The sequence below is a fragment of the Comamonas sp. genome (assembly GCF_009360615.1).
Taxonomy (GTDB): Bacteria; Pseudomonadota; Gammaproteobacteria; order Burkholderiales; family Burkholderiaceae_C; genus Comamonas.
Genome location: NZ_SPEY01000109.1, coordinates 1 through 20,087 on the forward strand (window position 1 = coordinate 1; position 20,087 = coordinate 20,087).

At 63.9% G+C, this 20,087-nt stretch carries 17 protein-coding genes; 6 read left to right on the plus strand and 11 right to left on the minus strand.

Features of this window, described 5'->3' with window-relative positions; translation table 11 throughout:
- The 3 genes from E2583_RS22905 to lspA form a co-directional block, all read left to right on the plus strand.
- Positions 1-971 (plus strand): bifunctional riboflavin kinase/FAD synthetase (locus E2583_RS22905; RefSeq protein WP_291598989.1); only part of this gene is annotated, 971 nt, incomplete at its 5' end.
- A gap of 105 nt (positions 972-1,076) precedes the next feature.
- Entirely contained in the window at positions 1,077-3,932 is a 2,856-nt protein-coding gene (ileS, locus tag E2583_RS22910) for an isoleucine--tRNA ligase (RefSeq protein ID WP_291598991.1), read from the plus strand.
- A gap of 117 nt (positions 3,933-4,049) precedes the next feature.
- On the plus strand, positions 4,050-4,565 hold the full coding sequence (gene lspA / locus E2583_RS22915; RefSeq protein WP_291598993.1) for a signal peptidase II: 516 nt from the start codon (positions 4,050-4,052) through the stop codon (positions 4,563-4,565).
- Positions 4,566-4,624: 59 nt separating this feature from the next.
- Here the strand turns inward: lspA and E2583_RS22920 are convergent, their stop codons facing one another.
- Entirely contained in the window at positions 4,625-5,377 is a 753-nt protein-coding gene (locus tag E2583_RS22920) for a hypothetical protein (protein ID WP_291598995.1), read from the minus strand.
- Between the two features lie 210 nt (positions 5,378-5,587).
- Between E2583_RS22920 and E2583_RS22925 the strand changes: the two genes are divergently transcribed.
- Positions 5,588-7,246: a Na/Pi cotransporter family protein gene (locus E2583_RS22925; RefSeq protein ID WP_291598997.1), complete on the plus strand. Its 1,659-nt coding sequence runs from the start codon at positions 5,588-5,590 to the stop codon at positions 7,244-7,246.
- Here E2583_RS22925 and E2583_RS22930 read toward each other — a convergent pair.
- Positions 7,221-8,081, minus strand: a complete 861-nt coding sequence (locus E2583_RS22930; RefSeq protein WP_291598999.1) for a DUF4743 domain-containing protein — start codon at positions 8,079-8,081, stop codon at positions 7,221-7,223. The genes E2583_RS22925 and E2583_RS22930 overlap by 26 nt on opposite strands.
- A gap of 149 nt (positions 8,082-8,230) precedes the next feature.
- On the opposite strand from E2583_RS22930, the gene E2583_RS22935 reads away from it, so the two are divergent.
- Positions 8,231-9,130, plus strand: a complete 900-nt coding sequence (locus E2583_RS22935; RefSeq protein WP_291599002.1) for a DMT family transporter — start codon at positions 8,231-8,233, stop codon at positions 9,128-9,130.
- 65 nt (positions 9,131-9,195) lie between these two features.
- Here the strand turns inward: E2583_RS22935 and E2583_RS22940 are convergent, their stop codons facing one another.
- The 9 genes from E2583_RS22940 to E2583_RS22980 form a co-directional block, all read right to left on the minus strand.
- The gene (locus E2583_RS22940) at positions 9,196-9,993 is read right to left on the minus strand and encodes an SDR family oxidoreductase (protein WP_291599004.1); all 798 of its coding nucleotides are present in this window, start codon (positions 9,991-9,993) and stop codon (positions 9,196-9,198) included.
- Between the two features lie 106 nt (positions 9,994-10,099).
- Positions 10,100-11,407, minus strand: a complete 1,308-nt coding sequence (locus E2583_RS22945) for a DUF3422 family protein (protein ID WP_291599006.1) — start codon at positions 11,405-11,407, stop codon at positions 10,100-10,102.
- Between the two features lie 128 nt (positions 11,408-11,535).
- Entirely contained in the window at positions 11,536-13,047 is a 1,512-nt protein-coding gene (locus E2583_RS22950; protein ID WP_291599008.1) for a tripartite tricarboxylate transporter permease, read from the minus strand.
- A 15-nt stretch (positions 13,048-13,062) separates the two neighbouring features.
- On the minus strand, positions 13,063-13,551 hold the full coding sequence (locus E2583_RS22955) for a tripartite tricarboxylate transporter TctB family protein (protein WP_003058275.1): 489 nt from the start codon (positions 13,549-13,551) through the stop codon (positions 13,063-13,065).
- 191 nt (positions 13,552-13,742) lie between these two features.
- Positions 13,743-15,545 carry a GspE/PulE family protein gene (locus E2583_RS22960; RefSeq protein WP_291599011.1) on the minus strand — a complete coding sequence of 601 codons (1,803 nt, stop codon included), beginning with the start codon at positions 15,543-15,545 and terminating at the stop codon, positions 13,743-13,745.
- A gap of 104 nt (positions 15,546-15,649) precedes the next feature.
- A complete protein-coding gene (locus E2583_RS22965) occupies positions 15,650-16,012 on the minus strand; it encodes a FlxA-like family protein (RefSeq protein ID WP_291599013.1) in 363 nt (120 codons plus the stop codon).
- A gap of 68 nt (positions 16,013-16,080) precedes the next feature.
- Positions 16,081-16,944, minus strand: coding sequence for a spermidine synthase (locus E2583_RS22970; protein ID WP_291599015.1), 864 nt, complete (start codon positions 16,942-16,944; stop codon positions 16,081-16,083).
- A 15-nt stretch (positions 16,945-16,959) separates the two neighbouring features.
- Entirely contained in the window at positions 16,960-17,496 is a 537-nt protein-coding gene (locus E2583_RS22975; protein ID WP_291599018.1) for a DNA-deoxyinosine glycosylase, read from the minus strand.
- A 99-nt stretch (positions 17,497-17,595) separates the two neighbouring features.
- The gene (locus E2583_RS22980; RefSeq protein WP_291599020.1) at positions 17,596-18,417 is read right to left on the minus strand and encodes a TatD family hydrolase; all 822 of its coding nucleotides are present in this window, start codon (positions 18,415-18,417) and stop codon (positions 17,596-17,598) included.
- A gap of 169 nt (positions 18,418-18,586) precedes the next feature.
- Between E2583_RS22980 and E2583_RS22985 the strand changes: the two genes are divergently transcribed.
- Complete coding sequence (locus E2583_RS22985) at positions 18,587-20,011, plus strand: methyl-accepting chemotaxis protein (RefSeq protein ID WP_291599022.1); 1,425 nt, start codon at positions 18,587-18,589, stop codon at positions 20,009-20,011.
- The last annotated feature ends 76 nt before the right edge of the window (positions 20,012-20,087 follow it).

Genomic DNA, 20,087 nt, shown 5'->3' on the forward strand with positions numbered 1-20,087 from the left:
AAGCCATGCTGGGCCTGCTCAAGGCCGAGGCAGCCCAGCGCGGCATCCCCAGCTGCGCCATGACCTTCGAGCCGCACCCGCGCGACTACTTCGCGCAGAAGCTGGGCAAGCCGGAGCTGGCGCCGGCCCGCGTGGGCACGCTGCGCGACAAACTCAGCCAGCTCGAGATCTGCGGCGTCGATCAGGTCGTGATCCTGCCTTTCAATCAGGCTCTGGCCAGCCAGAGCCCCGAAGACTTCATCCAGGATGTGCTGATCTCGGGCCTGGGCGCCAAATACGTGCTGGTGGGCGATGACTTCCGCTTCGGCGCCAGACGCGCCGGCGATTACGCCATGCTGGACAACGCCGGTCAGGCGCTGGGCTTCGATGTGGCGCGCATGAACAGCTACGAAGTCCACGGCCTGCGCGTCTCCAGCACGGCCGTGCGCGAGGCGCTGGCCTCTGGCGACATGCAGCAGGCCGCGAAATTGCTGGGTCACCCTTACCGCATCTCGGGCCATGTCGTGCATGGGCGCAAGCTGGGCCGCAAGCTGGCCGAATCCCGCCACGGAGCCGAGGATGGCTTTCGCACGCTGAATCTGCGCTTCGACCACTGGAAGCCTGCCGCCAGCGGCATTTTTGCCGTGCTCGTGCATGGGCTGACGGAATTGCCGCTGCAGGGCGTGGCCAACCTGGGCGTACGCCCTTCGCTGGACCCCAATGACATCAACGGCGGGCGGGTGCTGCTGGAGACCCACTGTTTCGATTGGCCCGCCCAGCTGGGTGGAGAAGGTGCCTACGGTAAAATCATCCGCGTGGAACTTCTGCACAAACTGCACGACGAGCTGAAGTATGACAGTCTCGATGCCCTGACGGCCGGCATCGCCAGGGACTGCGATGACGCACGCGCGTTTTTCGCCTCGACCCACATACCGTCCCACACCTCGTCGCACACCGAGACCCGTCGCCAGACCACGCGCGACCGAATTTGAAGCTCGCTGCTCGCACGTCCCAGGCGCAGCAGCGCACTGGCGCTCACCTCACCATTCACGCCCAGGCAGAACTGCCCGGGCATCGCATTGCTTTCAAGGTTCCCCATGTCTGACTCGAAGTCCAACAAGCCCGAAGCGTCCGCTTACCGCGCCACGCTGAACATGCCCGACACCCCCTTCCCCATGCGCGGCGACCTGCCCAAGCGCGAGCCCGCGTGGGCCAAGGAGTGGGACGACAACGGCATCTACAAGAAGCTGCGCGACGCCCGCAGCGGAGCGCCCAAGTTCATCCTGCACGACGGCCCTCCGTACGCCAACGGCAAGCTGCACATCGGCCATGCGGTGAACAAGATCCTCAAGGACATGATCGTCAAGAGCCGCCAGCTCGAAGGTTTCGATGCGCTCTATGCACCGGGCTGGGACTGCCACGGCCTGCCGATCGAGAACGCCATCGAAAAGCTGCATGGCCGCAACCTGCCGCGCGACGAGATGCAGGCCAAGAGCCGCGCCTTTGCCACCGAGCAGATCGAGCAGCAGATGGTGGACTTCAAGCGCCTGGGCGTGCTCGGTGACTGGGATCACCCCTACAAGACCATGAACTACGCCAACGAGGCCGCCGAGCTGCGCGCCTTGAAGAAGGTGATGGAGCGGGGCTTTGTCTACCGCGGCCTCAAACCCGTGTACTGGTGCTTTGACTGCGCCTCCTCGCTGGCCGAGTTCGAGATCGAATACGCCGACAAGCAAAGCCAGACCCTGGACGTGATGTTCCCCGCAGCCGAGCCTGCGAAACTGGCCGCAGCATTCGGCCTGGACAAGCTCGACAAGCAAGCCTTCATCGTCATCTGGACGACAACGGCCTGGACCATCCCTGCCAACCAGGCGCTCAACGTCAACCCCGATCTGGAATACAGCCTCGTGGACACCGAGCGCGGCCTGCTGATCGTGGCCTCCGCCCTGGTCGAGAAATGCCTGGCCCGCTGGAAGCTGGAAGGCCGCGTGCTCGCCACCGCCAAGGGCGAAAAGCTCGACCACATGCCCTTCAAGCACCCGCTGGCCCATGTGGACAAGGGCTTTGACCGCATCTCGCCCGTGTACCTGGCCGAATACGCCACCGCCGACGACGGTACCGGCATCGTGCACTCGGCCCCTGCCTATGGCGTGGACGACTTCAACAGCTGCATGTCCAACGGCATGGACTACAAGCAGATCCTGAACCCCGTGCAAGGCAACGGCGTATACGCGGCCGACCTGCCCATGTTCGGCGGCCAGCATATCTGGAAGGCCGTGCCCGTCATCCTCGACGCCCTGAAGGTCGCGGGCCGCCTGATGGACACCACCACCATCAGCCACAGCTATCCGCACTGCTGGCGCCACAAGACGCCCGTCATCTATCGCGCGGCCGCCCAGTGGTTCATCCGCATGGACGAGGGCGAAGGCGTGTTCACCGATCCCGCGCAAAAGCCCGAGAAGACCCTGCGCCAGATCGCGCTGGACGCCATCGAGCAGACCAACTTCTACCCGCAAAACGGCCAGGACCGCCTGCGCGCCATGATCGCCGGCCGTCCCGACTGGTGCATCTCGCGCCAGCGCAGCTGGGGCGTGCCCATCCCCTTCTTCCTGCATGTGGACACGGGCGCCCTGCACCCGCGCACCATGGAGATCATCGACCAGGCGGCGGCCATGATCGAGCAAGGCGGCATCGAAGCCTGGAGCCGCGTGAGCACCGAAGACATCCTGGGTGCCGAGGAAGCCAAGCACTACACCAAGAGCACCGACATTCTGGAAGTCTGGTTCGACTCGGGCTCCACCTTCTGGCATGTGCTGCGCGGCACCCATCCCGAGCACCACCACGACAAGGGCCCCGAGGCCGACCTGTACCTGGAAGGCCACGACCAGCACCGCGGCTGGTTCCACAGCTCGCTGCTGCTGGCGTCGGCCATCTTCGGCCGCGCGCCCTACCGCGGCCTGCTGACCCATGGTTTCACCGTGGACGGCCAGGGCAAGAAGATGTCCAAGTCGCTGGGCAACACCGTGGCTCCCCAGGACGTGTCCAGCAAGATGGGCGCGGAAATCATCCGCCTGTGGGTGGCTTCGACCGACTACTCGGGCGACCTGGGCATCGACGACAAGATCCTGGCCCGCGTGGTGGACGCCTATCGCCGCATCCGCAACACGCTGCGCTTCCTGCTGGCCAACACCAGCGACTTCGACGCAGTCAAGGACGCCGTGGCCTACGGCGAGATGCTGGAGATCGACCAGTTCGCGCTGGCGCGCTCGGCGCAGTTGCAGCAGGAGATCCTGGCCCACTACAAGGTCTACGAGTTCCACCCCGTGGTCGCCAAGATCCAGCTGTTCTGCTCCGAAGACCTGGGCGGCTTCTATCTGGACGTGCTCAAGGATCGCCTCTACACCAGCGCTCCCAAGAGCCTGGCACGCCGCTCGGCCCAGACCGCGCTCCATCAGATCACCCAGGCGCTGCTGCGCTGGATGTCGCCCTTCCTGTCCTTCACGGCCGAGGAAGCCTGGAAGATCGTGGGCCACAGCGAATCCATCTTCCTGGAAAAGTTCACCGAGCTGCCCGCCGGCGACGAAGGCCTGCTGGCCAAGTGGACGCGCCTGTGCGAGATCCGCAACCTGGTCAACAAGGACATCGAAGTGGTGCGCACCACCGGCGCCGTGGGCTCGTCCCTGCAGGCCGAAGTCACGCTCACGGCCGAGCCCGAAGACCTGGCCCTGCTGCAAAGCCTCAAGGACGATCTGAAGTTCGTCTTCATCACCTCGGCAGCGACTGCCGTGGCCGGCGATGCCCTGACCACCACCGTGAAGGCCAGCGAGCACGCCAAGTGCGAGCGCTGCTGGCACTACCGCGAAGACGTGGGCGTGAATCCCGAGCACCCCACGATCTGCGGCCGCTGCGACAGCAATCTGCACGGCGCGGGCGAAGTCCGCACCAAGGCGTGATCCTTCAAAGAGTGAGCTGCCAGCGCTTGCTGGCAGCTGCTTTCAGCAACGAATCATGCTGAAACAACTTTGAATCAAGCGCTACCCGCTATCAAGAAATCTAGCAAAAGAGCTGTCATGAGCAACACCCAGACATCCTCCGCAGGCCTTGCCCGCATCTGGCCCTGGCTGCTGTGGGCGCTTGTCATCATCGGCGTGGATCAGATCACCAAGCAGATGATTCTGAACCACTACCAGTATGGGGACTGGACTCCCCTCACCAGCTTCTTCAACATCGTGCGCGCGCACAACACCGGCGCTGCCTTCTCGTTCCTCGCAGGCGGCAGCGGCTGGCAGCGCTGGCTGTTCGTGGGCATCGGCGCGATCGCCACCGTGCTCATCGTCTGGCAACTGCACAAGCACCCCGGCGAGAAGCTGTTCTGCCTGTCACTGTCCAGCATCCTGGGCGGAGCCATCGGCAATGTGGTGGACCGTCTGCAACATGGCTACGTGGTGGACTTTCTCGACTTCTACTGGGGTAGCCGCCACTTCCCGGCCTTCAACGTGGCCGATATGGGCATCACGCTGGGCGCCGCCCTCCTGATCCTCGACGAGCTGCTGCGCGCAAGACGCACCCGAACTCGCAAGCCATAGGCACCGGCTGCCCCCCATGAACCAGGCCGCGCTCGCCAAAGCAGACTGCGGGCCACGGTTCATGGAGCCCTGCCCTGCCCGGTCTCGGCCGGCTCGTACAGAGGTTCGACGGCCCAGACCAGCCGCCCGCCCTTCCAGTAGCGCACGCCAATAGGCGTGGTCACAAAGCAGGCATCGAACACCCAGTCCGCCAGCACGAGACCGTTCAGGCGCCTGGGAAACAGGTTCCTGTCAAAGCTCGTGGGCCGCTCGACGGGGGACAGCTGCAGCATGTTTCCGGGCTCGCAGCGGACTGTCCGGGGGACCGGCCCCGTGAAACTGTGGGGCAGGGCCAGCTCCAGCAACACCTGGTGGTGGACGCTCAGGGCATTGACCCATATGTCGCCCAGTGGCACCGGATGGGGAAAGCGTATTTCCTGCAGCCCCCGCAGATCGGGCTGCCCATCGGTCCCGTCTGCAGAGCCTTGTGGCATATCGCGCTGGATATGGCTGCCCGCGGGCAAGGTGATGTCGCCCCATGCCATGGGCCGCTCCAGCGTGATGTGCGTGAGCCTCTGCAGGCGGCTCAACTGCTGCGCCTGACAGTGGTCGCTCCAGACCATCTGCACCAGTCCCAGCAGCGTGGAAAACAGCAATATGGACAGCCACACAGCCAGCACCCATTGCCAGATGCGCAGCGGCGGCCTGGGCTGGCCGCGCCGCAGGTGCCACAGCCGCCAGCCCCACCACAGCAGCAGGCCCGTGCCCGCCATGAACGACAACGGCATCAAAAGAACGCCCACGGGGACGGCACCGGACATGGGAGCAATCATGAAATCACCTTTTGATAGCAGCGTAGGCAGCGCCAGCATCAAAAAGTTTCAGTTTTTTCTGAATTCGCATCCGTAGAAACGATGTTTGAAATAATTCGTTTTTGTTCTATTGTGTTCCTTATTCCGCACTTTTTTGTGCGTGAAGAGTGAGGCATCCGGCAGACAGGGCTCACTCAGGGGTATATTAGGTCGCTCCTTCGCGGGCAGAACATGAAGCATTTATTGAATCTTTTAGCAGCCATTGCCCTTCTGATCTGGGGCTCTCAGATGGTTCGCACCGGCGTTCTGCAGGTCTTCGGCGCAAACCTGCGCAATATTCTCGCCCGCAGCATGAGCAACCGGCTCTCGGCGGCACTTTCGGGCATGGGCGTCACGGCCCTGGTGCAGTCCAGCACCGCCACATCGCTGATGACCTCGTCCTTTGTAGGACAGGGCCTGATCACCCTGCCTTCGGCCCTGGCCGTGATGCGCGGCGCCGATGTGGGAACGGCCCTGATGGCGGTGCTGTTCTCCACCGACCTGTCCTGGCTTTCGCCGCTGTTCATCTTTGTCGGCGTGGTGCTTTATATCTCGCGCAAGGATTCCAAGCCCGGTCGCATCGGCCGCGTGCTCATCGGCCTGGGCCTGATGCTGCTGGCCCTGCGCCTGGTGGTGGAAGCCACCGAGCCACTGCTGCAGGCTCCCGCCGTGCGCACCTTGCTGGCCTCGGTCAGCAGCGATCTGTTCATGGAGTTGCTGCTGGGCGCGGTGCTGGCCGTGCTGGCCTACTCCAGCCTCGCCGTGGTGTTGCTGATCGCGGCCATGGCCAGCTCGGGGGCCATTCCGCTCGATGTGGCCCTGGGGCTGACACTGGGCGCCAATCTGGGCAGCGGCCTGGTCGCTGCGCTGACCACGGCCAAATCGGCCGTCGAGGAACGACAGGTCACCATCGGCAATCTGCTGTTCAAGATCATGGGCGTGGCCATCGTGGCTCCCTTTATCGGACTGTGGTCGCAATATGCCCAGCCCTACCTGCCCAATGCCGGCCAGAACGTCGTGATGTTCCACCTGGCTTTCAATGTCTTCAACAGCCTTTGCTTCATCGGCCTGACCCAGCTTGTGGCGCGCTGGGTGACAGCCATGCTGCCCAAGCCCGAGGAGGAAAGCGCGGCCAAGCTGCTGCGCCCCCGCCATCTCGACCCCTCTGCCCTGTCCACCCCCTCGCTGGCCATCACCTGCGCCGTGCGCGAATCGCTGCACCAGGCCGACGTGGTGGAATCCATGCTGATCGGCCTGCAGAAAGTGGCCGAGACCGACGATGCCAGATTGTCAGAGGAGGTACGGCACCTGGAGTCCACGGTGGATGACCTGTACTCGGCCATCAAGTACTACATGACCAAGATCTCACGCGCAGAACTCGACGAGCGCGAAGGTCAGCGCTGGACGGAAATCATCAGCTTCACCATCAATATGGAGCAGATCGGCGACATCATCGAGCGCGTGCTGCTGGATCTGGAAGACAAGAAGATCAAGAAGGGCCGTCAGTTCTCGGCTGCCGGCAAGCTCGAGATTCACGAACTGACCCAGCATCTGCTGGACAATCTGCGCCTGGCCATGAGCGTCTTTCTCAACGGAAATGTGCGCGAGGCACAGAAGCTTCTCGAGGAAAAAGCGCGCTTTCGCGATCTGGAGCTGGCCTACTCGGCCACCCACCTGGAGCGGCTGTCGCAGCACACGGTATCGAGCATCGAGACCAGCTCTCTGCATATCGACATGATCAGCGACCTCAAGCGCATCAACTCCCTGCTGTGCTCGGTGGCCTACCCGATTCTGGAGCAGGCCGGGGCACTGGCGCCCAGCCGGCTCAAGTCCACAGCCCTGGAGAGCTAGAGCCAGCCGCCCTACCGTCCTGCCAGCCCATATAGGCGGCCAGCACCATGGAGGCCTCGGGCGTGAAGCAGCCCTGCAGCATCCAGCGCTGGACTTCGACCAGTTCCAGCCGCTCGAAACGCTGCACCTCGCCATCCTGATTCACGGGCTGCAACGCATCGGGCACCCGGGCCGAGAACCAGTCTATGCGCTCGACCATGTAGCCCTGCCCCTCGGCCTCGTCGCTGGGCCTTGCGAACACCACGTCGCCGCCATGCCTGAGATCGCCCAGCTCGGCCACCCGCAGGCCGGCCTCTTCCCAGGTCTCGCGCGCCAGCGCGTCGGTCAGACTGTCTGCCGCCGAGACCATGCCGCCCATCAAGGTGTCCCACATGCCGGGGTTGTTGGCCTTGTCTTCGGAACGCTGCTGCACCCAGAGGGCTCCGTCCGCACACACGCCCACCAGATGCACGGCCCGGGTGGCGATGCCCAGCGGCCGCACGGCGGCGCGCTCCACGGTCGCCAGCTGGCGCCCCTGTGCATCGCAGACCGCCAGTTGTTCGTTGCGCCAGGCACCCGCAAGACCGGCGCTGCGCATGGCCTGGGCCAGCCGGTTCAGTCTGTCCGTCGCTCCACCCTGGCCTTCCAGCCGCCATTGACCGGTCAGCAATCTCAGCGCTATTCCATGCGCCGCCAGCAGATCGGGCCCCAGCTTGCACGCAAAGTCTTCCTCGATACTGCCGATCTGCTGTCCATCGATGCACAGCGGCTGGCGCAGGCGCAGGGGATGCCTGCGGGCCATGGCCTGCTGTGACTGCAGCCATTGCTGCTGCGGCGGCGTGATTTGCTGCTTCATGAAAAATCTCCCAGGCCTGCATTGTGCTCAGCTTCGTAGAACGGGAAGGCTTGCATCACCATTGGCGCTCGCCCACCTGCCGCCAGCAGCCGCTGTCCGATGGCTGCGCAGGACCAAGTACCTGCGCCTGCGGGTTACAGTGGCAATCCATGAATTCCCCCCTGAAACCCGCCACGGTTGCCATGCTCAGCCTGGCTCCGGCACTGTGGGCCGGCAATGCCATTGTGGGTCGTCTTGCACACGACCTGATCTCGCCATTCGCCCTGAACTTCTTTCGCTGGTGCATCGCCTTCGTGCTGCTACTGCCGCTGGCCTGGCGGGTGCTGCGCAAGGACAGTCCGATCTGGCCCCTTTGGCGACAGTACATGCTGCTGGGACTTCTGGGCATCGGCTGCTACAACGCCTTGCTGTATCTGGCCCTCAAGACCTCGAGCCCGCTGAATGTGACGCTGGTGAGTTCCAGCATGCCGGTGTGGATGCTGGGCATAGGCCGCCTGTGCTGGGGCATTCGCATCAGCCGCCGGCAGATGGGCGGGGCGGTGCTGTCGGTGCTTGGCGTGGCGATGGTCATGTCGCGCGGCGACTGGCAGACGCTGCTGGCCCTGCACTTTGTTCCCGGTGACCTGTTCATGGTGCTGGCCACCATCGCCTGGGCCTTCTACACCTGGCTGCTGTCGCGCACCAGCGGCCCTCAGGAGGTGAAATCCCACTGGGCCAGCTTTTTGCTCGCGCAGATCGTTTTCGGCCTGCTCTGGTCCGGCCTGTTCACCGGCGCCGAAGCGCTGCTGGGCGAGTTCCGACTGGTGCCGGGCTGGCCGCTGCTCGGCAGCCTGCTGTTCATCGCCGTGGGTCCGGCGATTCTGGCCTACCGCTTCTGGGGCATGGGCGTACAACGCTCCACGCCCGCGATTGCCGGCTTCTTCGGCAATCTGATTCCACTGTTCACGGCCTTGCTGTCGATTCCCGTGCTCGGCGAAAAGCCCCATCTCTACCACGCGCTTGCGTTTGGACTGATCGTGACCGGCATCGTCGTGTCATCCCGCAAATAGGCGCCAGCGCACGAAAAAGAGCCCTGCAATGCGGGCTCTTCCTCGTGTCAGTCTTCGATCAACGATCAGTAGGTGCCAGGATACAGACCGCCGTCGGGCAGGATGTTCTGGCCCGTCATGTAGCCGGCCTGGCGGCTGCACAGGAAGGCACAGATGGCACCGAACTCTTCGGCCGTGCCGAAGCGCTTGGCGGGAATCTGGGCGGCCTGAGCCTGGCGCACGGCCTCCAGGTCCTGGCCGGTCTTGTCGGCCGCTGCCTGATGGGTGGCCACCAGACGGTCGGTGTCGAACTTGCCGGGCAGGATGCTGTTGATGGTCACGCCCTTGGCGGCAATGCCCGAACGGGCCAGTCCGGCCACGAACCCCGTCAGACCGCTTCGCGCACCGTTGGACAGCCCCAGAATATCGATGGGTGCCTTGACCGCGCTCGAAGTGATGTTGACGATGCGACCGAAGCCACGCGCGGCCATGCCGTCCACCGTGGCCTTGATCAGCTCGATGGGGGTCAGCATATTCGCGTCCACGGCCTTGATCCAGGCCTCTCGATCCCAGGTACGGAAGTCGCCAGGGGGCGGGCCGCCGGCGTTGGTCACCACGATGTCGTAGTCCTTGCCCGGGCCGCCGGGGGCTTCGAACACGGCGGTGCGGCCTTGCGGCGTGGTGATGTCTGCAGCGACACCGATGACCTTGATCCGGGGAGCAATGGCTTGCAGCTTCTGCACGGCCAGCTGCAATGCCTGGTCGTTTCTGGCATTGATGACCAGATTCACTCCCTCTTCGGCCAGAGCCTTGGCGCAACCAAAACCCAAACCTTTGCTGGCGCCGCAGACCAGGGCCCAGCGCCCGGCGATACCAAAGTCCATATCAGTGTCCTTTCACACAGTTTCCAAGCCGGGCCATCCGCCCGGAACTCTCAAAATCAATAGCATCCATCGCTTGCCTGACAATCGCTAACAGCCTCTTCATTTGCTAATGACTGCGGCCATGAAACAGCTTGTGATGCAGCCTGCGCAGCGACCACCAGACGCACAATGCCACGACCGGAATGGCCATGGCCGCCGTCGACTCGGGCGACCAGGGCCAGCCCAGCTTTTGCCCGCCCTTGGCCAGATAGCTGATCAGGCCCGTGATGTAGTAGGTGATGGCCGCCACCGACAGTCCTTCCACCGTGGACTGCAACTTGAGCTGGGTGCCCTGGCGGTCGTTCATCGTGCCCAGCAGTTGCTGACTGCTTTGCTGCTGCTCGATCTCCACACGCGTGCGCAGCAGGCTGCTGACGCGCGAAACCCGCTCGGACAGGGCATTCTGGCGGCGTGTCGCCCACTCGCAGGTCGCTCGCGCAGGCGTGAGCCGGCGGTCCATGAATTCACGGATGGTCTGGATGCCATCCACCCGCGTCTCCTGGATTTCCTGAATGCGCCTGTCCACCAGCTCGAAATAGGCGGAGCTGGCCGAAAAGCGCGAATGCGTGGCCGCATACTCGCTCTCGACCTGGCCGGCCAGCCGGGTCAGGCGATCCAGCAGCGCCGGTTCGGTGTCGCGGTCTGCCGCGCGGATGGCATTGGCCAGCTCGGCCAGCTCCCGCTCGGCCGTGGCCAGCACGGCTGCGGCCTTGCGCGCGGCGGGCAGGCCCAGCAGCGCCGCCATGCGATAGGTCTCGATCTCCAGCACCCGCTGCACCAGGCGCCCCAGGCGGCGCGGCGACAGGTCTGCACCCGCCATCAGCAGCATGCGCGAGAAGCCATCGGGATGGATGGCAAAGTCGGTATAGATGGAGCCTGCGCCGCCAGAGACACGCGAGCCGACCAGCGTATCGGCCTGCAGCATGTGACGCATCAGGTACTGCGGATCCACGTCCTGCTCGTTCAGAGCCCACAGATGCAGGCTGCTCAGGCACTGCCCCGGCAGGGCAGCCAGCCAGTCGCGCGGCACCGCGTCGATGGCGGTCTCGGGCTCGCGCACATCGGCCACACCGGCCTGCGCCATGGGCGTGGTGAAGGTCCAGGCCACGAACTCGGTGTGCTGCTCCCAACGCAGGCGAAATGCACCCAGATCGATCAGAACATGGGTGGTTGTTGCATCGGGCAGGGGGCGGTGGTGGTTGCGCAGCAGGGCCGCCACATGCTCGCGGCTGGCTTCCCGCTGGGCCCCATCGGCGAGCATCACGATATGCGAGATGGCCAACGGAGCCTGCATGATTTCCGCAGGACGGGCGTGAATTTCGTTGTGCAGCAGGACACGCTGGGGGTGCTGCGCGGGCAATAAAGACAAGGCCATGCAATCTTTCCAATAACTGCAGCTATTTTGCCGTCCCAATCCATGGCCCCTGAAACAAAGGTCCTCATATCAAAAAAGCGGCCCTTGCGGGCCGCTTTCGCGCTTCATTCAGCCATCGGGCAAGACCATCAGTCTTCCACGAAGGCTTCTTCACGCTTGTTCTTGACTGCAGGCATCAGCACCACGACCAGCAGCACCACGGCAGCAGCCAGCAGGCAGGCAGAGATGGGGCGGGTCACGAAGACCGACCAGTCACCACGCGACAGCAGCAGGGCACGGCGCAGGTTTTCTTCCATCATCGGGCCCAGGATGAAACCCAGCAGCAGAGGAGCAGGCTCGGTACCCAGCTTGTGGAACACATAGCCGATGAAACCGAAGATACCCACCATCCACACGTCCCAGGCATTGTTGTTGGTACCGTACACGCCGATCGCGCAGAACAACACGATGGACGGGAACAGCCAGCGGTAAGGCACGGTCAGCAGCTTGATCCAGACGCCGATCAGCGGCAGGTTCAGGATGATCAGCATCAGGTTGCCAATCCACATGGAGGCAATCAGACCCCAGAACAGTTCCGGGTTGCTGGTCATCACCTGAGGACCAGGCTGGATGTTGTGAATCGTCATAGCACCCACCATCAGCGCCATCACGGCGTTGGGAGGAATGCCCAGGGTCAGCAGGGGAATGAACGATGTCTGCGAACCGGCGTTGTTGGCCGACTCGGGAGCGCACACGCCACGGATGTTGCCTTGACCGAAAGGAACTTCGCCGGGCTTCAGCTTGGTCTTCTTTTCGATGGTGTAGGCAGCAAAGGCCGACAGCATGGCACCGCCACCGGGCAGGATACCCAGGGCCGAGCCCAGGGCCGTGCCGCGCAGCATGGCAGGAATCATGCGCTTGAAGTCTTCGCCTGTGGGCATCAGACCGGTCACCTTGGCGGCGAACACTTCGCGCTCGTCGTCGGGCTTGGACAGGTTGGCAATGATTTCGCCGTAACCGAACACACCCATGGCGATCACGACGAAGTCGATGCCGTCGGTCAGCTCAGGAATGTCGAAGCTGTAACGGGCCACACCGGAGTTCACGTCGGTACCGACCATGCCCAGCAGCAGACCCAGCACGATCATCGCGATCGCCTTGAGCAGCGAGCCGGAAGCCAGCACCACGGCACCGATCAGACCCAGGGTCATCAGCGAGAAGTACTCGGCAGGGCCGAACTTGAAAGCGACTTCGGTCAGGGGAGGAGCGAAGGCAGCCAGAATCACGGTACCCACGCAGCCTGCGAAGAAGGAGCCGATACCAGCTGCCGCCAACGCGGGCCCCGCCCGGCCTTTTCGGGCCATCTGGTAACCGTCGATCACGGTCACCACAGAGGACGATTCACCTGGCAGGTTCACCAGAATGGCGGTGGTAGAGCCTCCATACTGGGCGCCGTAGTAAATACCGGCCAGCATGATCAGCGCCGCCACGGGAGGCAGTGCATAAGTCGCTGGCAGCAACATGGCGATGGTCGCCACAGGGCCAATGCCGGGCAGCACGCCAATCAGCGTACCGAGCAGACAGCCCACAAAGCAGTAGATCAGGTTCTGGAACGTGAAAGCCACGCCAAAACCCGTCGACAAGTTCTGAATCAGATCCATGGACGATGCTCCTGATTAGCCAGCGATGAAGCTAGGCCACACGGGGAACTGCAGATTCAGCGCCCACACGAAAGCGAAATAGCTGCCGACCGCCAAAATGGTGGCCAGGATGGCTGTTTCCTTGAGGTTGAAGGTCTGACCGGCCATGCTGGCGATAAAGACCAAAGCGTAGATCGCAATGATCAGACCGAACTGGGGGATGCCCACAGCCGGCACACCCACCAACAGAATGCCGAAGGCAAAGTTGGCAGCCAGCACGAAGAACACCGGCTTCCAGGCCCACTTACCGATCTTGTCACCACCTTCGGGGCCCTTGGTCAGGCCGCCGACGCAGATGGCTGCACCCAGGATGGCCATGAGCACACCCAGGATCAGAGGGAAGTAGCCTGGGCCCATACGGGCACCGGTGCCAATGGTGTAGTTGGACGCGCCGATCGCAAATGCGAGACCGACGGCCAAGAACATCAGACCGGAGAAAAAGTCTTTTTGGCTCTTGATTTTCACAAAACGTCTCCTTACGGAAATCACGACTTGGCGATTCTCGTTTCATAGATATGCCAAATTGATGTGGATTCCACCTACAAAGGGCATACCCTAATGCTGACGTTTTACGCTCTTTGCCCGAGGACGGGCGTCTTGCAAGCCGGGCTTTTCTCTAGGCTCCGCAATGACAGCAAGCACTAGCTGTCGGTCCGTCAGATTTCGCTCATCAGCGGCGTGCAGGCCAGCACCTCCGGCAGGGTGGTCACGCCTTCGGCGACCCGCAAGGCCCCCGCCAGGCGCAGGGGACGCATTCCGTCCTGCACGGCCTGGCGGCGCAGAACGTCCATCGACGGGGCATCGTGGATCTGCTTCTTGAGCGCCTCCGTGACCGTCAGCAACTCGTACAGACCCATGCGTCCCCGATAGCCTGTCATGCGGCAGTCCTCGCAACCTACGGGCTTGTAGGGCTGGTAGCTGCCGGTCAGCTTCCAGGGCTTGACCGACTCGGCTAGATCCTCGGGTCTCGCGTCGTCATCACGTACCTTGCAGCCGGGGCACAGCGTACGCACCAGACGCTGGGCCAGCACGCCCAGCAAGGTGGCGTTGATCAGATACGGCGGCACCCCCAGCTCCATCAGGCGGCTGACAGCGCTGGGGGCATCGTTGGTGTGCAGCGTGGAAAACACCAGATGGCCGGTCAGAGCGGCCTGGACCGCCATCTCGGCCGTGGCCAGGTCGCGGATCTCGCCCACCATGATGATGTCCGGGTCCTGACGCATCAGCGCGCGCAGGCCTTCGGTGAAGCCGAAGTCGAGCTGAGGCTGAACCTGGGTCTGGTTGAAGCTGGGCTCGATCATTTCGATGGGATCTTCCACCGTGCTGACATTGACCTCCTCGGTCGCCACGCGCTTGAGCGTGGAATACAGCGTGGTGGTCTTGCCCGAGCCCGTGGGGCCGGTGACCAGGATGATGCCGTGCGGGCGCTTGACCAGATCTTCCCAGCGCAGGGCGTCATGGGCGCTAAAGCCCAGCGCGTCGAGGTTCTTGACCGTGTTCTCGGGATCGAAGATGCGCATCACCATCTTCTCGCCAAACGCCGTGGGCAAGGTGGACAAGCGCATCTCCACCTCCTCGCCGCGAGGGTTGCGCGTCTTGATGCGCCCGTCCAGCGGGCGGCGCTTTTCGACCACGTCCATGCGCCCGAGCAGCTTGACGCGCGCCACCATGGCGTTCAGCACCCCCATGGGCATCTGATAGACCGGATGCAGCACGCCGTCGATGCGAAAGCGGATCACGCCCTGCTCACGCCGGGGCTCCAGGTGGATGTCGCTGGCGCGCTGATCGAAGGCATACTGCCAGAGCCAGTCCACCACGCGCACCACGCCCTGGTCGTTGGCGTCGAGCTGCTTGTTGCTCTTGCCCAGCTCCACCAACTGCTCGAAGCTCGCGCCGCCGCTTGCACCGCCGGCCTTCTCGGCCGCACGCACGGACTTGGCCAGCGCAAAGAACTCCGCCGTATAGCGCTTGATGTCCTGCGGATTGGCCACCACGCAACGCACGCTGCGGTGGGCCTGCCGCTCGACTTCGCCCACCCAGTCCGTGATGAAGGGCTCGGCCGTGGCAATCACGACTTCCTTGGCCGTGACCTGCACAGGCAGCACCTTGTGGCGCTCGGCGTAGCTGGCGCTCATGATGTCGCCCACGCGGCCCACATCCACACGCAGCGGGTCGATGCGCAGATAGACCAGGCCGCTGCGCTGGGCCAGGTACTGGGTCAGGGTTTCGAGGTCCAGCGGCTGATGCGTGCGGGCACCGACCACGCCCACATTGGCCAGACGCACCAGAGGCAGCTGCGCACTCTCGGCGGACGAGCAGCGCGCCACCGTGCGCTCTGCCTCCTGCGCCGTGATCACGCCGTCTTCCTGCAGCCATTGCACCAGCGTGCGCCAGTCCAGAGGCCCCTGGTAGTGGGCGGGCTTGACGGATCGGGGCAGGATGGTTTCAGTCAATGACATGGGCGGCTGCAGCAACAAAACTGCCCTGACTGTACCGCCATCGGCCCATGCGCCCGATCAGGACGGTGCATTACAGGAGGGTGAAGCCTGTTGTCTGATGCAGCTCAGGCGTATTCGTCCACCAGACCACCGAGCCCGCCCAGGACCGGGTTGGCGCGACTTCTGCCCTGCACCGCATCGTCCGGCTGTGACTGAACGGCTTCGGAGCCACGCTGAGCAGCCTGCCGGGCTTGCTGCGCCTGCTGGTTCTGCAAGGCCTCGATCTGGGCCTGCAGCATCTGGATCTTGGCCTGCAGCAGCTTCGCCCGCTGCTCCTTGGTCTTGGCGTCCGCGTCGCTGTTGGCGACTTCCTTGAGCTCGTTGGTGGCATCCTTGATCTGCTTTTGCAGCTGCTGGATTCGCGATGCCGACCCGCCCCCTGCAGAAGCGGAGCTGGCAGAACCGGAAGAGAGGGCACTGATCGTCATGGTCCTGTGATCGGCAGAAATGCACGGCCATTAAGGCCTTCGCCCATCACTTTACCCGGGCTTTGCAATCACTCGGAGGCGCCCGGTTCGATGCGGCCTGGCCTGGCCCTGGCCGGCTTGCGGCCGGCCTCCGCGTCGCGGGCCGGCACGAACACCTTGGCCCAGCGGCTGGTGCTCAGATCCCAGCGCGCCTGGACTTGGTCGCAGGCCAGATCCAGCGCGGTGCCCTGGAGCACGCGCGGCCTGCGCTGGGCCAGCACCACGGTATTGCCCTCGCGGGTGGGTCGAAAGGCCCAGAGCGCGTCCTCGCCAAACGCCTGGGCCATCTGGTCCAGGCTTTTGTCAAAGCTTGAGGAGCGGCCAAACAGATTGACGGTCATGATCCCGTCCTCGGTCAGCAGATTGCGGCAATCGGCATAGAACTCGGCGCTATCGAGCACGGGGGCCGCTGCCTCATGGTCATAGAGATCGACCGCCAGCGCATCGACCGTGCCCTGCCATTCGGGCTTTTTGATCTCCTGGGCGGCATCGGCCAGCACCACCTGCAACGTGCTGCTGTCGGGCGGCAGCTTGAACCAGCTGCGGCACACGGCCAGCACCTGGGGATTGAGCTCGATGGCCGTGGTCTTCATGCGCAGCTTCTTGTGACAGAACTTGGTGATGGCCGCCGCCCCCAGCCCCAGTTGCATGGCGTGCATCCGGGGAACTTCGGCCGGCTCGGCAAACAGCAGCCAGCCCATCATGCGCTGCACGTACTCCAGATCGATATCGAAGGGGTCGCGAATGCGCATGGAGCCCTGCACCCAGGGCGTGCCCAGATGCAGATAACGGATATCGCCATCGTCGGAGACGCTGACTTCGGGCAGCTCCTGGGCGCTGCCCACATTCTTGTCCTGCGCGGATTTGGCTCCGCCACGGGTTTTACGGATCACGTTTCACACCAATCTTCAAAGCAGGCCATGGGCCGCCAGCGCATGGCGCCAGGCCTGCAGTTTTTTATCGAAAGACCAGCTGGCATTGGCCGGGCTGGTCGATGGCAGCTTGAGCGCCGTCAGCCCCAGCGCTTCGGTCTGGCGCGCATGCTTGTAGCTCTCGCCGCCGTTGTGCAATGCCAGCTGCAGATCCGGGCAGCGCAGGCGCAGCCCGGCAAAGTCGTTGACCTGGGCACGGCGAATGGCGCTGTCCAGACTGCCCTCGCGCTCACAGCTCGCATACACGTCCCACAGGCCCAGGCCACGCTCCAGCAGCCACTCGCAGCGCCCCGCATAGTCGTCACGCGCCGGTTGCGGATGCCGGGGCCACAGGGCCTGCAGCAAGGGCCAGAACTGATTCTGCGGATGGGCGTAGTACTGCGCCCGCTGCAACGACTTCTGGCCCGGGAAGCTCCCCAGCACCAGGGCTCGCGTGCGCCTGTCAGCCACCGCAGCCAGCCCCTGCCAGCGCGGGCCTGCCTCTGTCACGGTGGCAGAAGAATCCTCAGTCATGCCCTATTGTCGCCCAGCCATGCTGGGCATGGGCCGTGGGCTGATATTCGAAAAGATGGGCAACCGCCACCCGGCCTGCAAAGGCCAGATGCTGTTTTCCTACAAGAATGCCGGCAGGCCTCTGAGCGCTGCGCGTGCATTGGCCGTGCTGGCCTGCGCCAGCTGCTCAATGCCCATGCCGCGCAGCCGCGCGATTTCGGCCGCAATGCGCGGTAGCTCGGCGGAGCTGTTGCGCCCCTGAGGCTGGCCGGCCGCGCGCTGCCCGGCCGTGGTGTAGATCCAGTGCGGCGGGATATCGGGCGCATCGGTCTCTAGCACCAGGGCCTGCAGCGGCAGGCGGGCCGCCAGCTCGCGCAGCTTGAGTGCGCGCTCATAGGTGATGGCTCCGCCAAAGCCCAGCCTGAAGCCCAGATCGACAAAGGCCTGCGCCTGCTGGGCACTTCCGTTGAATGCATGGGCAATCCCCCCCACGACCCGGTGCTGGCGCAAGGTCTTGAGCAGACGGTCGCTGCTCTTGCGCACATGCAGGATGACAGGCAGCCCGAATTCGCGCGCCAGCCGGATCTGCTGCTCGTAGAACCAGATCTGGCGCTGCTCGTCCAGTCCGGGGACAAAAAAGTCAAGTCCTATCTCGCCCACCGCCACCAGATGCGGGTCGCCGCGCTGCAGGCTCAGCAGCTCGCGCAGGGCCGCAATATCGGACTCCTCGGCGCCAGACGTGTAGAGCGGATGAATGCCCAGCGCATAGCTGTCGCCATGGCGATGCGCCAGCGCGATCACGTCCTGCCAGTGGCTGCGCTGCACGGCGGGAATCACCAGATGCCTGACGCCGGCAGCCTGCGCCGCAGCGCGTACGGCATCTCTGTCCGGCGCGAACTCGGGCGCATCAAGATGGCAATGGGTATCTATCCAGGTCGGCATGCGCACATCATGCATCGGCCAGGCCCTCAATGCAGCCCAACCATCGCGGATGACCCGCCAACTGACTACAGACAAGTCCCAGCCTTGTCCTACGAGAAACACATTGAAACAAATAAAACATTGAGCAACTTCACCCACTGCCCTGTGCGACCGGCCAAAGGAGCAAGTTATGACGCGACTTCTGCAAAGCACGCTCTGGCAACGCCTGAGCCAGAGTCATCAACGCGCCGACATGCAGGGCAAGCTGGCCGCGCTGGATCAGGTACAGGCCGTGATCGAGTTCGACCTGCAGGGTCATGTGCTGACGGCCAATGACAACTTTCTGCGCACCATGGGCTATCGCGCCGAGCAGATCATCGGTCAGCACCACCGCATGTTTGTCGACGAGGAGACCCGCGCCTCTGCCGAGTACGCCCAGTTCTGGCAGCGTCTGGCGGCAGGCCTGCATGACAGCGGCCGCTACCGGCGCATCAACAGCCAGGGCAAGGATGTGTGGCTGCAGGCCAGCTATAACCCGATCTTCGACAGCCACGGTCAGCCGCGCAAGGTCATCAAGTACGCCACCGACATTACCGAACAGCAGCAGCATGAGGACGATGCCCGGGGCCAGCTCCAGGCCATCGCCAAGGTTCAGGCCATCATCGAGTTCGATCTGGGCGGCAACATCCTCACGGCCAACGATCTGTTCCTGAAGACCATGGGCTACTCCCTTGCCGAAGTCGTGGGCAGGCACCACAGCATGTTCGTGCAGCCGCACGAACGCCAGTCGCCGGCCTATCAGCACTTCTGGCACAAGCTGGGCCTGGGCCATCACGATTCAGGCCAGTATCTGCGCATAGGCAAGGGGGGGCACCAAGTCTGGATCGAGGCCAGCTACAACCCCATTCTCGACGCCGAAGGCCGGCCCTTCAAGGTCGTCAAGTTCGCCACCAACATCACACGCCGCGTGACCGCAGCGCAAACCCTGCGCGCGACGGTGGAAGGCCTGACCGAGAGCGCCAATCACGCCCGCCAGGCCAACGAGCTGGCCCAGGACGCCTGCACCGTGGCCGAGGCCGGCGGCCGTACCGTACAGGACGTGGTGAGCACCATGGAATCCATCAGCGCCAGCTCACGCAAGATCAGCGACATCATCGGCATGATGGACTCCATCGCCTTCCAGACCAATCTGCTTGCGCTCAACGCCGCCGTGGAAGCGGCCCGCGCCGGTGACCAGGGCCGCGGCTTTGCCGTGGTGGCCAGTGAGGTACGCCAGCTGGCCCAGCACAGCGCCGAAGCCGCCAAGGAGATCAAGCAGCTGATCCAGACCTCGGTCACCCAGGTCACCCAGGGGGTGACCCAGGTGCGCGAAGCCGGCACCACCATGGCCGAGATCGTGAACTCCTCGCGCCAGGTCACGCAGATCATGGGCGAAGTGGTCCAGACCTCGCTGGCCCAGTCGGCCAGGCTGCGTGAGGTCACCGACGATCTGACGGCACAGGATGTCTCCGCCAACCACGGCTCGGGCGGGCAGCAACGGGTCACTCCATTGCAGGCTTCGGCCCGCGAGCAGGCCACGATCGCCATCAGAAATGCCTCCGTCGGCGCTTGCTGACAGCGCGCTCCAGGTGCATTACACGGCAAAGAACGGGGCCGCTCCAGTTGAAGCAGCCCCGGGTCATTTCATCGCT

Bases quoted from the DNA above. Each gene is read 5' to 3' on its own strand.
- ileS (WP_291598991.1), top strand. From the start codon at position 1,077: ATGTCTGACTCGAAGTCCAACAAGCCCGAAGCGTCCGCTTACCGCGCC.
- lspA (WP_291598993.1), top strand. From the start codon at position 4,050: ATGAGCAACACCCAGACATCCTCCGCAGGCCTTGCCCGCATCTGGCCC.
- E2583_RS22920 (WP_291598995.1), bottom strand. From the start codon at position 5,377: ATGATTGCTCCCATGTCCGGTGCCGTCCCCGTGGGCGTTCTTTTGATG.
- E2583_RS22925 (WP_291598997.1), top strand. From the start codon at position 5,588: ATGAAGCATTTATTGAATCTTTTAGCAGCCATTGCCCTTCTGATCTGG.
- E2583_RS22930 (WP_291598999.1), bottom strand. From the start codon at position 8,081: ATGAAGCAGCAAATCACGCCGCCGCAGCAGCAATGGCTGCAGTCACAG.
- E2583_RS22935 (WP_291599002.1), top strand. From the start codon at position 8,231: ATGAATTCCCCCCTGAAACCCGCCACGGTTGCCATGCTCAGCCTGGCT.
- E2583_RS22940 (WP_291599004.1), bottom strand. From the start codon at position 9,993: ATGGACTTTGGTATCGCCGGGCGCTGGGCCCTGGTCTGCGGCGCCAGC.
- E2583_RS22945 (WP_291599006.1), bottom strand. From the start codon at position 11,407: ATGGCCTTGTCTTTATTGCCCGCGCAGCACCCCCAGCGTGTCCTGCTG.
- E2583_RS22950 (WP_291599008.1), bottom strand. From the start codon at position 13,047: ATGGATCTGATTCAGAACTTGTCGACGGGTTTTGGCGTGGCTTTCACG.
- E2583_RS22960 (WP_291599011.1), bottom strand. From the start codon at position 15,545: ATGTCATTGACTGAAACCATCCTGCCCCGATCCGTCAAGCCCGCCCAC.
- E2583_RS22965 (WP_291599013.1), bottom strand. From the start codon at position 16,012: ATGACGATCAGTGCCCTCTCTTCCGGTTCTGCCAGCTCCGCTTCTGCA.
- E2583_RS22975 (WP_291599018.1), bottom strand. From the start codon at position 17,496: ATGACTGAGGATTCTTCTGCCACCGTGACAGAGGCAGGCCCGCGCTGG.
- E2583_RS22980 (WP_291599020.1), bottom strand. From the start codon at position 18,417: ATGCCGACCTGGATAGATACCCATTGCCATCTTGATGCGCCCGAGTTC.
- E2583_RS22985 (WP_291599022.1), top strand. From the start codon at position 18,587: ATGACGCGACTTCTGCAAAGCACGCTCTGGCAACGCCTGAGCCAGAGT.